Source organism: Streptomyces sp. NPDC047108 (assembly GCF_040643575.1).
Taxonomy (GTDB): Bacteria; Actinomycetota; Actinomycetes; order Streptomycetales; family Streptomycetaceae; genus Streptomyces.
Genome location: NZ_JBEYUP010000004.1, coordinates 350,527 through 363,401 on the forward strand (window position 1 = coordinate 350,527; position 12,875 = coordinate 363,401).

Consider the following 12,875-nt stretch of genomic DNA (forward strand, 5'->3'; position numbering starts at 1 on the left):
GTGAGCGAACCGAAGAAGACCCTCCTCCGCGGTGCGCGGATCCTCGGCGGCGAGCCTGGGGACGTCCTCATCACCGGTGAGACCATCACCGCGATCGGCGCCGATCCGGCGGTCTCCGGCGCCGAGGACGCCACCGTGATCGACGCGGACGGGCAGATCCTGCTGCCGGGCCTGGTCGACCTGCACACGCATCTGCGCGAGCCGGGGCGCGAGGACTCCGAGACCGTCCTGACCGGCACCCGCGCGGCCGCCGTCGGCGGGTTCACCGCCGTCCACGCCATGGCCAACACCTTCCCCGTGGCCGACACCGCCGGCGTCGTCGAGCAGGTCTTCCGGCTCGGCCGCGAGTCGGGCTACTGCGACGTCCAGCCCGTCGGCGCCGTCACCGTCGGCCTCGAGGGCAAGAAGCTCGCCGAGCTGGGCGCCATGCACGACTCCGCCGCCGGTGTCCGCGTCTTCTCCGACGACGGCAAGTGCGTCGACGACGCCGTGATCATGCGCAGGGCCCTGGAGTACGTGAAGGCCTTCGACGGCGTCATCGCCCAGCACGCCCAGGAGCCCCGCCTCACCGAGGGCGCCCAGATGAACGAGGGCGTCGTCTCCGCCGAGCTCGGCCTCGGCGGCTGGCCCGCCGTCGCCGAGGAGTCGATCATCTCCCGCGACGTGCTGCTGGCCGCCCACGTCGGCTCCCGCGTGCACATCTGCCACCTGTCCACCGCGGGCTCGGTCGAGATCGTCCGCTGGGCCAAGTCCAAGGGCTGGAACGTGACCGCCGAGGTCACCCCACACCACCTGCTGCTCACCGACGAGCTCGTACGGTCCTACGACCCCGTCTACAAGGTGAACCCGCCGCTGCGCACCGAGGCCGACGTCATGGCCCTGCGCGAGGCCCTCGCCGACGGCACCATCGACTGCGTCGCCACCGACCACGCCCCGCACCCGCACGAGGACAAGGACTGCGAGTGGGGCGCGGCGGCCATGGGCATGGTCGGCCTGGAGACCGCGCTCTCCGTCGTCCAGCACACGATGGTCGACACCGGCCTGCTCGACTGGGCCCAGGTCGCCGAGCGCATGTCCTTCCGCCCGGCCGCCATCGGCCGCCTGGAGGGTCACGGACGTCCCGTCTCGGTGGGTGAACCGGCCAACCTGACCCTCGTCGATCCGGCATACCGTGGTCTCGTGGACCCCGCGGGCTTCGCCTCCCGCAGCCGCAACACCCCGTACGAGGGCCGCGAGCTGCCGGGGCGCGTCACCCACACCTTCCTGCGGGGCCGGGCAACGGTCGTGGACGGGAAGCTGGCGTGACACCACACATCCGACTCGCCGCCGAGCTGGCCGCCGAGCAGAAGTCCCAGGACGTCACAGACCTCGCCGCACGCCTGGGCTGGGTCGTTGGCCTGCTGCTCTTCGTCGCGCTGCTCTACTGGCTGATGCGCGAGGGCTGGAAGTGGCGCGCCACGCTCCAGTCGGGCATCCCCGATCTGCCCGAGGCCCCGGAGACCGCCGGTGAGCCCCGGCTGACGATGACCGGCCGCTACCACGGCTCGACCACCGCCGGACAGTGGCTCGACCGGATCGTGGCCCACGGTCTCGGCACCCGCAGCCGCGCGGAGCTGACGCTCACCGACGAGGGCCTGTCGGTCCTGCGCCCCGGTGCCCGGGACTTCTTCGTGCCAGCCGGCGCCCTGCGCGGCGCCCGGCTCGACAAGGGCATCGCGGGCAAGGTCCTCACCGAGGGCGGTCTGCTGGTGATCACCTGGCAGCACGGCGACACCCTGATCGACTCCGGCTTCCGATCCGACCGCTCCGAGGAGCACCGGGCCTGGGTCACCACGCTCGACAGCACCACCACCCACCAGGAAGGCGCACGATGACGACCTCCACCCGGGGGGCCAGGACCCCCGCCGTACTCGTCCTGGAGGACGGCCGCATCTTCCGCGGCCGTGCCTACGGGGCCGTGGGGGAGACCTTCGGTGAGGCCGTCTTCTCCACCGGCATGACCGGCTACCAGGAGACGCTGACCGATCCCTCGTACCACCGCCAGGTCGTCGTCATGACCGCGCCCCACATCGGGAACACCGGCGTCAACGACGAGGATCCGGAGTCGAAGCGGATCTGGGTCGCCGGGTACGTGGTCCGTGACCCGGCCCGTCTGCCGTCCAACTGGCGCTCCGTGCGCGGCCTGGACGAGGAGCTGGCCGCTCAGGGCGTGGTCGGGATCAGCGGGATCGACACCCGCGCGCTGACGCGTCACCTGCGGGAGCGCGGGGCGATGCGCGTCGGGATCTTCTCCGGTGCGGCGATCGGCGACGATGCGGCCATGCTGGCGCGCGTCCAGGCGGCGCCGCAGATGAAGGGCGCGAACCTCAGCGCCGAGGTGGCCACCACCGAGACATATGTCGTCCCGGCCATCGGGGAGAAGAAGTTCACCGTGGCCGCGGTCGACCTCGGCATCAAGGGCATGACGCCGCACCGCATGGCCCAGCGCGGCATCGAGGTGCACGTCCTGCCCGCGACCGCGTCGGTGGAGGACATCTACGCGGTGAACCCGGACGGGGTGTTCTTCTCCAACGGTCCGGGCGACCCGGCCACCGCCGACCACCCCGTCTCGCTCATGCGCGGCGTGCTGGAGCGCAGGACGCCGCTGTTCGGCATCTGCTTCGGCAACCAGATCCTCGGCCGCGCGCTCGGCTTCGGCACGTTCAAGCTGAAGTACGGCCACCGCGGTATCAACCAGCCGGTCCAGGACCGCGCCAGCGGCAAGGTCGAGGTCACCGCGCACAACCACGGTTTCGCCGTCGACGCGCCGCTCGACCGCGACTCCGAAACCCCCTTCGGGCGCGCCCAGGTCTCCCACGTCTGCCTCAACGACGGCGTGGTCGAGGGTCTGCGGTGCCTCGATGTCCCGGCCTTCAGCGTCCAGTACCACCCCGAGGCGGCCGCGGGTCCGCACGACGCCGCGTACCTGTTCGACCGCTTCGTCTCCCTCATGGAGGACCAGCGTGCCCAAGCGCACTGACATCCACTCCGTCCTGGTCATCGGATCAGGACCGATCGTCATCGGCCAGGCCGCCGAATTCGACTACTCCGGCACCCAGGCCTGCCGTGTCCTCAAGGCCGAGGGCATGCGCGTGATCCTGGTCAACTCCAACCCGGCCACGATCATGACCGACCCGGAGATCGCCGACGCCACGTACGTCGAGCCGATCACCCCGGACATCGTCGAGAAGATCATCGCCAAGGAGCGCCCCGACGCGCTGCTGCCCACCCTCGGCGGCCAGACCGCGCTCAACACCGCGATCTCCCTGCACGAGTCGGGCACGCTCCAGGAGTACGGCGTCGAGCTGATCGGCGCCAACGTCGAGGCCATCCACAAGGGCGAGGACCGCGACCAGTTCAAGCACGTCGTCGAGGCCGTCCGCGCGCAGACCGGTCACGGTGAGTCCGCCCGCTCGGTCATCTGCCACTCCATGGACGAGGTCCTCGCGGGCGTCGAGGAGCTGGGCGGCTACCCCGTCGTCGTCCGGCCGTCCTTCACCATGGGAGGCGCGGGCTCCGGCTTCGCGCACGACGAGGAGGAGCTGCGCCGTATCGCCGGCCAGGGCCTCACGCTCTCCCCGACCACCGAGGTGCTCCTGGAGGAGTCGATCCTCGGCTGGAAGGAGTACGAGCTGGAGCTGATGCGCGACAAGCACGACAACGTCGTGGTCGTCTGCTCCATCGAGAACTTCGATCCGATGGGCGTGCACACCGGTGACTCGATCACGGTCGCCCCGGCGATGACGCTGACCGACCGCGAGTACCAGATCCTGCGGGACATCGGCATCGCCGTCATCCGCGAGGTCGGCGTGGACACCGGCGGCTGCAACATCCAGTTCGCGGTCAACCCGGCGGACGGCCGGGTGATCGTCATCGAGATGAACCCGCGGGTCTCCCGCTCCTCGGCGCTCGCGTCGAAGGCGACCGGCTTCCCGATCGCGAAGATCGCGGCCAAGCTCGCCGTCGGATACACCCTCGACGAGATCCCCAACGACATCACTCGCGAGACCCCGGCGTCGTTCGAGCCCACGCTCGACTACGTGGTCGTGAAGGTGCCGCGGTTCGCGTTCGAGAAGTTCCCCGCCGCCGACGCCACCCTCACCACCACCATGAAGTCGGTCGGCGAGGCCATGGCCATCGGCCGCAACTTCCCCGAGGCGCTGCAGAAGGCGCTGCGCTCCCTGGAGAAGAAGGGCAGCCAGTTCGCCTTCACCGGCGACCCGGGGGAGCGGGGTGTCCTGCTGGAGACCGCCTCCGTCCCGACCGACGGCCGGATCAACACCGTGATGCGGGCCATCCGCGCCGGCGCCACCCCGGACGAGGTCTTCTCCTCCACCAAGATCGACCCCTGGTTCACCGACCAGCTCTTCCTGATCAAGGAGATCGCGGACGAGATCGCCGAGGCCGACGAACTCGGCCCCGAGCTGCTCGCCGAGGCCAAGCGCTACGGCTTCTCCGACGCCCAGATCGCCGAGATCCGGGGGCTGCGCGAGGACGTCGTCCGCGAGGTGCGGCACGCGCTCGGTATCCGCCCGGTCTACAAGACCGTCGACACCTGCGCCGCCGAATTCGCCGCCCGTACGCCGTACTTCTACTCCTCCTACGACGAGGAGACCGAGGTCGCGGCGCGCGAGAAGCCCGCGGTGATCATTCTCGGCTCCGGCCCGAACCGCATCGGCCAGGGCATCGAGTTCGACTACTCCTGTGTGCACGCCTCCTTCGCGCTGCACGACGCGGGCTACGAGACCGTCATGGTCAACTGCAACCCGGAGACCGTCTCCACGGACTACGACACCTCCGACCGGCTCTACTTCGAGCCGCTCACCCTGGAGGACGTCCTGGAGATCGTCCACGCCGAGACCCAGGCCGGCCCGGTCGCGGGCGTCGTCGTCCAGCTCGGAGGGCAGACCCCGCTGGGACTGGCCCAGGCGCTGAAGGACAACGGCGTGCCGATCGTCGGCACCTCGCCCGAGGCGATCCACGCCGCCGAGGACCGCGGCGCGTTCGGCCGGGTCCTCACGGAGGCCGGGCTGCCCGCGCCGAAGTACGGCACCGCCTTCTCCTTCGGCGAGGCCGGGCGCATCGCCGCCGAGATCGGCTACCCGGTCATGGTCCGCCCCTCGTACGTCCTGGGCGGCCGCGGCATGGAGATCGTCTACGACGAGCCCTCGCTGGCTGAGTACCTCACCCGCCACGCCGGCCTCATCTCCGAGCACCCGGTCCTCATCGACCGCTTCCTCGACGACGCCATCGAGATCGACGTCGACGCGCTCTACGACGGCCAGGAGCTCTACCTCGGCGGCGTCATGGAGCACATCGAGGAAGCCGGCATCCACTCCGGCGACTCCGCCTGCGCGCTGCCCCCGATCACCCTCGGCGGCTTCGACATCAAGCGCCTGCGCACCTCCACCGAGGCCATCGCCAAGGGCGTCGGCGTCCGCGGACTGATCAACATCCAGTTCGCCATGGCCGGGGACATCCTCTACGTCCTGGAGGCCAATCCGCGCGCCTCCCGCACGGTCCCCTTCACCTCCAAGGCCACCGCCGTACCGCTGGCCAAGGCCGCGGCCCGGATCTCGCTCGGCGCGACGATCGCCGAGCTGCGGTCGGAGGGTCTGCTCCCGGCCGCCGGGGACGGCGGCACGCTCCCGTTGGACGCGCCGATCTCCGTCAAGGAGGCCGTGATGCCCTGGAGCCGCTTCCGGGACGCCTCGGGGCGCGGCGTGGACACCATCCTCGGCCCGGAGATGCGGTCCACCGGCGAGGTCATGGGCATCGACTCCGTCTTCGGCACCGCGTACGCCAAGTCGCAGGCCGGGGCGTACGGCGCGCTGCCCACCAAGGGCCGCGCCTTCGTCTCCGTCGCCAACCGCGACAAGCGCTCGATGATCTTCCCGGCCCGCGAACTGGTCGGCATGGGCTTCGAACTCCTCGCCACCTCCGGCACCGCCGAGGTCCTCAAGCGCAACGGCATCAACGCCACCGTCGTACGCAAGAACAGCGAGGGCGAGGGCCCTCACGGCGAGAAGACCATCGTGCAGCTCATCCACGAAGGTCACGTCGACCTGATCGTCAACACCCCGTACGGCACCGGCGGCCGTCTCGACGGCTACGACATCCGAACGGCCGCGGTCGCCCGCGGTGTCCCCTGCCTGACGACGGTCCAGGCGCTCGCCGCCGCCGTCCAGGGCATCGAGGCGCTGAGCCGGGGCGACGTCGGGGTCCGCTCCCTCCAGGAGCACGCGGAGCATCTGACCGCGGCCCGTACGGCCTAGGCCCTCCTCCGCCCACCCGCCCCCGCCGGCGGGTGGGCGGACTTCCGGTCACCCCGGTCCCCGGACATCCCTGCTCGCCGCGGAAGGCCCCGCCCACCATGTACTCCCTCCTGTTCCGACTGATCTTCCGGCGGATGGACCCCGAGCGGGCCCACCACCTGGCGTTCTCCTGGATCCGGCTCGCTGCCCGCGTCCCCGTCCTGCGGACCCTCGTCGCGGCCGTCCTGGCACCGCGGCAGCGGGCGCTGCGGACCGAGGCCCTGGGTCTGCGCATGCCCGGGCCCTTCGGTCTCGCCGCCGGCTTCGACAAGAACGCGACCGGGATCGACGGGCTGTCCATGCTCGGATTCGGCCACGTCGAGATCGGCACGGTGACCGCGCAGCCGCAGCCGGGCAACCCCAGGCAGCGGCTGTTCCGGCTGGTCCCGGACCGCGCCCTGATCAACCGCATGGGCTTCAACAACGACGGTTCGGCCGCCGTCGCCGCCCGGCTCACCGCGCGCCGGGCGGTCTTCCCGGCCGTCGTCGGCGTCAATATCGGCAAGACGAAGGTCGTCCCGGAGGCTGAAGCCGTCGGCGACTATGTGACGTCGACCGAACGCCTCGCGCCCCACGCCGACTACCTCGTCGTCAACGTCAGCTCACCGAACACACCCGGACTGAGGAATCTGCAGGCCGTCGAGCACCTGCGTCCGCTGCTCGCGGCAGTCCGCGAGGCCGCCGACCGTACGGTGACCTCCCGCCGCGTCCCGCTGCTCGTCAAGATCGCCCCGGATCTCGCCGACGAGGACGTCGACGGCGTCGCCGATCTCGCGGTCGAGCTGGGCCTCGACGGCATCATCGCCACCAACACCACCATCGCCCGCGACGGCCTGGGCCTGGCCACCGGGAAGCCCGAGATCGAGGCCATCGGCGCCGGAGGGCTCTCCGGCGCCCCGCTGAAGGCCCGTTCCCTGGAGGTCCTGCGCCGGCTCTACGCGCGCGTGGGCGACCGGATCACGCTCGTCGGCGTGGGCGGGATCGAGACCGCCGACGACGCCTGGGAGCGCATCCTCGCCGGCGCAACGCTCGTCCAGGGCTACAGCGCCTTCGTCTACGCCGGCCCCTGGTGGTGCCGCACGATCAACGCCGGGCTCGCCGACCGCCTCGCCCGGAGCCCGTACGCCACCCTCGCCGACGCCGTCGGCGCCGAGACCCGGAAGGCTGCCGCCTGATGACCGAACCGGAGCCCTTCGGCGCGCGTCTGCGCCGCGCCATGGACACCCGCGGCCCGCTGTGCGTCGGGATCGACCCGCACGCCTCGCTGCTCACCGGCTGGGGGCTGGCCGACGACGTCGCGGGTCTGGAGCGGTTCACCCGTACGGTCGTCGAGGCCCTGGCCGATCGTGTGGCCGTCCTCAAGCCGCAGTCCGCGTTCTTCGAGCGCTTCGGCTCCCGCGGCATCGCCGTCCTGGAGCAGGCGGTCGCCGAGGCCCGCTCGGCCGGGGCCCTGGTGCTCATGGACGCCAAGCGCGGCGACATCGGCTCCACCATGGGCGCGTACGCCGCCACCTATCTGCACCAGGACAGCCCGCTGTTCTCCGACGCGGTGACGGTCAGCCCGTACCTCGGCTTCGGCTCGCTGCGACCGGCGCTGGACGCGGCGTCCGCGGCCGGCTGCGGGGTCTTCGTCCTCGCGCTCACCTCCAACCCCGAGGGGGCCGAGGTGCAGCGGGCCGCCGCCGCGGACGGCCGGTCCCTCGCGCAGGTGATGCTCGACCACATGGCGGCCGAGAACGCGGGCGCGGCTCCGCTGGGATCCGTCGGCGCGGTCGTCGGCGCCACCCTCGGCGACGCGGACGCCGACCTCGCGATCAACGGCCCGCTGCTCGCGCCCGGGATCGGTGCGCAGGGCGCGACGCCGGCGGATCTGCCGGGTGTCTTCGGCGCGGCGGTGGGCAACGTGGTGCCCAGCGTCAGCCGCGGGGTGCTCCGCCACGGTCCCGACGCGGCGGGGCTGCGGGACGCGGCGTCCCGGCTCGCCGACGAGGTACGGGCGGCCGTGCGGGGAAGCTGACGGGACCGGTTCCCGCCGCGGGTCGCTCAGGGAATTCCCTACAGATCGGGTGCGGGCGGAACCGGTGCGGGAGCCCGGACGCGCCCTGCGGGGCCGTCTTTCCGCGGTCGTGCAGGTCACGCTGTTGAACAATTTCGAGGGAAACCAGGGGCTATTTGTCCTAAATGTCCCAGTCAAGCGAGGCTGACCAGGACTTTTCCGCCGTTCTCGCTGACTCAGGCGCCCTTGGCCGCTAGTCTCCGTCGCAGAGCCAACGTGCAAGCGCGTTGCTCGTTGCTCCGCAGGTGTGGGGCGACTAGGTTCCTCACCGGTCCGTATCCGACAGTTCGACATCCGAGGTGACGTAGGCGTGGCTCTTCCGCCCCTTACCCCTGAACAGCGCGCAGCCGCGCTCGAAAAGGCCGCCGCGGCTCGCCGGGAGCGGGCCGAGGTCAAGAATCGACTCAAGCACTCCGGTGCCTCGCTGCACGAGGTCATCAAGCAGGGTCAGGAGAACGACGTCATCGGCAAGATGAAGGTCTCCGCTCTCCTGGAGTCCCTTCCCGGCGTCGGCAAGGTCCGCGCCAAGCAGATCATGGAGCGGCTCGGCATCTCCGAGAGCCGTCGTGTGCGCGGTCTCGGGTCCAACCAGATCGCGTCCCTCGAGCGCGAGTTCGGCGGCGCCACCTCCTGATGTTCCCGGGGACTCCCGGGAACCTGGATAATCGCCCCATGGCCGCTACATCCCGGGGGACGCACCGTCCCCTCGAGACGCCGGGGGAAACCCCGGCCCCTCCGGACGCACGTCCGCGACTGACCGTGCTCTCCGGCCCCTCCGGGGTCGGGAAGAGCACGGTCGTCGCCCATCTGCGCAAGGCTCATCCCGAGGTCTGGCTCTCCGTCTCGGCGACCACCCGCAAGCCCCGCCCAGGGGAGCGGCACGGCGTCCAGTACTTCTTCGTGGAGGACGAGGAGTTCGACAAGCTCATCGCCAACGGTGAGCTGCTGGAGTGGGCCGAGTTCGCAGGGAACCGCTACGGCACGCCCCGAAGAGCCGTCCTCGATCACCTCGACGCCGGTGAACCGGTGCTGCTGGAGATCGACCTCCAGGGCGCGCGGCTGGTCCGCGAGTCCATGCCGGACGCGCAGCTCGTCTTCCTCGCCCCGCCGAGCTGGGACGAGCTGGTCCGCCGGCTCACGGGCCGGGGCACCGAGCCGCCGGAGGTCATCGAGCGCCGGCTCCAGGCCGCGACGACGGAGCTCGCGGCCGAGTCCGAGTTCGATACCACCCTGGTCAACACCTCCGTCGAGGACGTGGCCCGCGAGCTGCTATCTTTGATGCGAGTTTCCTGATCTTCTCCCCTTTCGGAAGGTAGAGCGTGTCCTCTTCCATCACCGCGCCCGAGGGCATCATCAACCCGCCGATCGACGAGCTTCTCGAGGCCACGGACTCGAAGTACAGCCTCGTGATCTACGCGGCCAAGCGCGCGCGCCAGATCAACGCGTACTACTCCCAGCTCGGCGAGGGTCTGCTCGAGTACGTCGGCCCTCTCGTGGACACCCACGTGCACGAGAAGCCGCTCTCGATCGCTCTTCGTGAGATCAACGCGGGTCTGCTGACCTCCGAGGCCGTCGAGGGCCCCGCGCAGTAGCAGCAACCAGCAGTACCGGATCGTTTCGACCCAGGCCCGGCGGCGCGTCCGCCGGGCCTGTGGTGTGTCATGGGTGGGTACAGGCCCGTACGAGGTCACGGTGTGGGGAGAGCGATGGACAAGCCCAAGGTCGTTCTGGGGGTCAGCGGCGGGATCGCCGCCTACAAGGCATGCGAGCTGCTGCGCCGTCTGACCGAGTCCGGCCATGACGTACGCGTCGTTCCGACTGACTCCGCGCTCCACTTCGTCGGTGAGGCGACCTGGTCGGCGCTGTCCGGCAACCCCGTGTCGACCGAGGTGTGGGAGTCCGTCCACGAGGTGCCGCACGTCCGAATCGGGCAGGAGGCCGACCTCGTGGTGGTCGCCCCCGCCACCGCCGACCTGCTCGCCAAGGCCGCCCACGGCCTCGCCGGCGACCTGCTCACCAACACCCTCCTCACGGCGCGATGTCCGGTGGTCTTCGCGCCCGCCATGCACACCGAGATGTGGGAACACCCGGCCACACAGGAGAACGTGGCGACGCTGCGCCGCCGCGGCGCCGTCGTCGTCGAGCCGGCCGTGGGGCGTCTGACCGGCGTGGACACCGGCAAGGGCCGGCTCCCCGAGCCCGCCGAGATCTTCGACGTCTGCCGCCGCGTCCTGGCCCGCGGGGCCGCGGCCCAGCAGCAGGACCTCGCGGGGCTCCACGTCGTCGTCAGCGCGGGCGGCACCCGCGAGCCGCTGGACCCCGTCCGCTTCCTCGGCAACCGCTCGTCGGGCAAGCAGGGCTACGCCCTCGCCCGTACGGCCGTGGCCCGCGGCGCGCGGGTGACGCTCGTCGCCGCCAACACCACCGGCCTGCCGGACCCCGCGGGCGTCGACGTGGTGCCGGTCGGCACCGCCGTGCAGCTCCGTGAGGCCGTGCTGAAGGCAGCCGCCGACGCGGACGCGGTGGTCATGGCCGCCGCGGTCGCCGACTTCCGGCCCGCCCGGTACGCCGAGGGCAAGATCAAGAAGAAGGACGGCGCGGAGCCCGAGCCCATCGCCCTGGTGCGGAACCCCGATGTGCTCGCCGAGATCTCGGCCGAGCGGGCGCGGTCCGGCCAGGTGATCGTCGGCTTCGCCGCCGAGACCGACGACGTGCTCGCCAACGGCCGCGCGAAGCTGGAGCGCAAGGGCTGTGACCTGCTCGTCGTCAACGAGGTGGGGGAGCGCAAGACCTTCGGTTCGGAGGCGAACGAGGCGGTCGTGCTCGGCGCCGACGGTACCGAGACACCCGTGCCGTACGGGCCCAAGGAAGCCCTGGCCGAGATCGTCTGGGATCTGGTGGGGCAGCGCGTCCGCTGATATTTTCCGATCGTTCCGCGTTGGTCCGGAAGCGGACGACACGCCCGACTCATGGAGGGGGAACGGAGGACGAACGACCCGTGAACGGTCGGTTCCGCAGGTCATAGCGCTCCCACAGAGCGAGATGCCCTGTCCGTTCGCCGGAAGTGACCGATAAACTGGTGCCGGATCCGCGTCGGGCGCAGCCCCCGCACGGGTCCAGCCATGATCAGCCAGCAGCCGCTGCAACCCCAGGGAGCGATGTGTCCCGCCGCCTGTTCACCTCGGAGTCCGTGACCGAGGGCCACCCCGACAAGATCGCTGACCAGATCAGCGACACGATTCTCGACGCGCTGCTCCAGGAGGACCCCACGTCGCGGGTCGCCGTGGAGACCCTGATCACCACGGGCCTGGTGCACGTGGCAGGTGAGGTGACGACCAAGGCGTACGCGCCGATCGCCACCCTCGTCCGCAACAAGATCCTCGAGATCGGCTACGACTCCTCCAAGAAGGGCTTCGACGGCGCCTCCTGTGGCGTCTCGGTGTCCATCGGTGCGCAGTCGCCGGACATCGCGCAGGGCGTCGACGCCGCGTACGAGAAGCGTGTCGAGGGCGATGAGGACGAGCTGGACCGGCAGGGCGCCGGCGACCAGGGCCTGATGTTCGGGTACGCCTGCGACGAGACGCCCGAGCTGATGCCGCTGCCGATCAACCTGGCGCACCGGCTCTCGCGCCGGCTCTCGGAGGTGCGGAAGAACGGGACCATCCCGTACCTGCGCCCCGACGGCAAGACCCAGGTCACCGTCGAGTACGACGGCGACAAGGCCGTCCGCCTCGACACCGTCGTGGTCTCCTCGCAGCACGCCTCCGACATCGACCTGGACTCGCTGCTGGCGCCCGACATCCGGGAGTTCGTCGTCGAGCACGTCATCAACCAGCTCACCGATGACGGCATCAAGCTCGACACCAGCGGCTACCGCCTCCTGGTGAACCCCACCGGGCGCTTCGAGATCGGCGGCCCGATGGGCGACGCCGGGCTCACCGGCCGGAAGATCATCATCGACACCTACGGCGGCATGTCCCGCCACGGCGGCGGCGCCTTCTCCGGCAAGGACCCGTCCAAGGTCGACCGCTCGGCGGCGTACGCGATGCGCTGGGTCGCGAAGAACGTCGTGGCGGCCGGGCTGGCCTCCCGCTGCGAGGTGCAGGTGGCGTACGCGATCGGCAAGGCCGAGCCCGTCGGTCTCTTCATCGAGACCTTCGGCACCGCGACGGTCGACGTGGAGAAGATCGAGAAGGCCATCTCCAAGGTCTTCGACCTCCGCCCGGCCGCGATCATCCGCGACCTGGACCTGCTGCGCCCGATCTACGCCCAGACCGCGGCCTACGGTCACTTCGGCCGCGAACTCCCGGACTTCACCTGGGAGAGGACGGACCGCGTCGACGCGCTCCGCGCCGAGGTGGGGCTGTAGCCTCAGGCAGATCACGGCGGCGGCCCCGGACCGAGCGGTCCGGGGCCGCCGCCGTCGCGCGGGCGTGCGCCCGTACGGCGTCCGGGCCGTGAGGTGT

At 70.9% G+C, this 12,875-nt stretch carries 11 protein-coding genes; all 11 read left to right on the top strand.

Translation table 11 applies throughout. The features are described from left to right. The 11 genes from ABZ822_RS12815 to metK all read left to right on the top strand — a co-directional run bounded on the left by ABZ822_RS12815 (nucleotide 1) and on the right by metK (nucleotide 12,778). A complete protein-coding gene (locus ABZ822_RS12815; protein WP_360851303.1) occupies nucleotides 1-1,305 on the top strand; it encodes a dihydroorotase in 1,305 nt (434 codons plus the stop codon). Beyond that, a complete protein-coding gene (locus ABZ822_RS12820; RefSeq protein ID WP_360851306.1) occupies nucleotides 1,302-1,874 on the top strand; it encodes a hypothetical protein in 573 nt (190 codons plus the stop codon). The genes ABZ822_RS12815 and ABZ822_RS12820 overlap by 4 nt, the downstream gene beginning before the upstream one ends. Then, on the top strand, nucleotides 1,871-3,019 hold the full coding sequence (carA, locus tag ABZ822_RS12825; protein ID WP_360851309.1) for a glutamine-hydrolyzing carbamoyl-phosphate synthase small subunit: 1,149 nt from the start codon (nucleotides 1,871-1,873) through the stop codon (nucleotides 3,017-3,019). The genes ABZ822_RS12820 and carA overlap by 4 nt, the downstream gene beginning before the upstream one ends. Continuing rightward, nucleotides 3,003-6,314, top strand: coding sequence for a carbamoyl-phosphate synthase large subunit (gene carB / locus ABZ822_RS12830; RefSeq protein WP_360851312.1), 3,312 nt, complete (start codon nucleotides 3,003-3,005; stop codon nucleotides 6,312-6,314). Before carA ends, carB begins: the two co-directional genes overlap by 17 nt. Before the next feature lie 98 nt (nucleotides 6,315-6,412). Beyond that, nucleotides 6,413-7,528 carry a quinone-dependent dihydroorotate dehydrogenase gene (locus ABZ822_RS12835; RefSeq protein ID WP_360851315.1) on the top strand — a complete coding sequence of 372 codons (1,116 nt, stop codon included), beginning with the start codon at nucleotides 6,413-6,415 and terminating at the stop codon, nucleotides 7,526-7,528. Further along, nucleotides 7,528-8,370, top strand: a complete 843-nt coding sequence (gene pyrF / locus ABZ822_RS12840; protein ID WP_360851318.1) for an orotidine-5'-phosphate decarboxylase — start codon at nucleotides 7,528-7,530, stop codon at nucleotides 8,368-8,370. Before ABZ822_RS12835 ends, pyrF begins: the two co-directional genes overlap by 1 nt. A 349-nt stretch (nucleotides 8,371-8,719) precedes the next feature. Then, a complete protein-coding gene (locus tag ABZ822_RS12845) occupies nucleotides 8,720-9,043 on the top strand; it encodes an integration host factor (protein ID WP_059125536.1) in 324 nt (107 codons plus the stop codon). A 38-nt stretch (nucleotides 9,044-9,081) separates the two neighbouring features. After that, nucleotides 9,082-9,702, top strand: a complete 621-nt coding sequence (gmk, locus tag ABZ822_RS12850; protein WP_360851321.1) for a guanylate kinase — start codon at nucleotides 9,082-9,084, stop codon at nucleotides 9,700-9,702. A gap of 26 nt (nucleotides 9,703-9,728) precedes the next feature. Then, nucleotides 9,729-10,001 (top strand): DNA-directed RNA polymerase subunit omega, encoded by a 273-nt coding sequence (rpoZ, locus tag ABZ822_RS12855; protein WP_003982715.1) that lies wholly within the window; start codon nucleotides 9,729-9,731, stop codon nucleotides 9,999-10,001. A gap of 114 nt (nucleotides 10,002-10,115) precedes the next feature. After that, nucleotides 10,116-11,327 carry a bifunctional phosphopantothenoylcysteine decarboxylase/phosphopantothenate--cysteine ligase CoaBC gene (gene coaBC / locus ABZ822_RS12860; RefSeq protein WP_360851324.1) on the top strand — a complete coding sequence of 404 codons (1,212 nt, stop codon included), beginning with the start codon at nucleotides 10,116-10,118 and terminating at the stop codon, nucleotides 11,325-11,327. Nucleotides 11,328-11,569: 242 nt separating this feature from the next. Beyond that, nucleotides 11,570-12,778: a methionine adenosyltransferase gene (gene metK / locus ABZ822_RS12865; protein WP_360851327.1), complete on the top strand. Its 1,209-nt coding sequence runs from the start codon at nucleotides 11,570-11,572 to the stop codon at nucleotides 12,776-12,778. Nucleotides 12,779-12,875: the final 97 nt, after the last annotated feature.

Excerpts from the sequence above, each read along its gene's own strand:
- carA (WP_360851309.1), top strand. The coding sequence starts at position 1,871 with ATGACGACCTCCACCCGGGGGGCCAGGACCCCCGCCGTACTCGTCCTG.
- ABZ822_RS12835 (WP_360851315.1), top strand. The coding sequence starts at position 6,413 with ATGTACTCCCTCCTGTTCCGACTGATCTTCCGGCGGATGGACCCCGAG.
- pyrF (WP_360851318.1), top strand. The coding sequence starts at position 7,528 with ATGACCGAACCGGAGCCCTTCGGCGCGCGTCTGCGCCGCGCCATGGAC.
- gmk (WP_360851321.1), top strand. The coding sequence starts at position 9,082 with ATGGCCGCTACATCCCGGGGGACGCACCGTCCCCTCGAGACGCCGGGG.
- coaBC (WP_360851324.1), top strand. The coding sequence starts at position 10,116 with ATGGACAAGCCCAAGGTCGTTCTGGGGGTCAGCGGCGGGATCGCCGCC.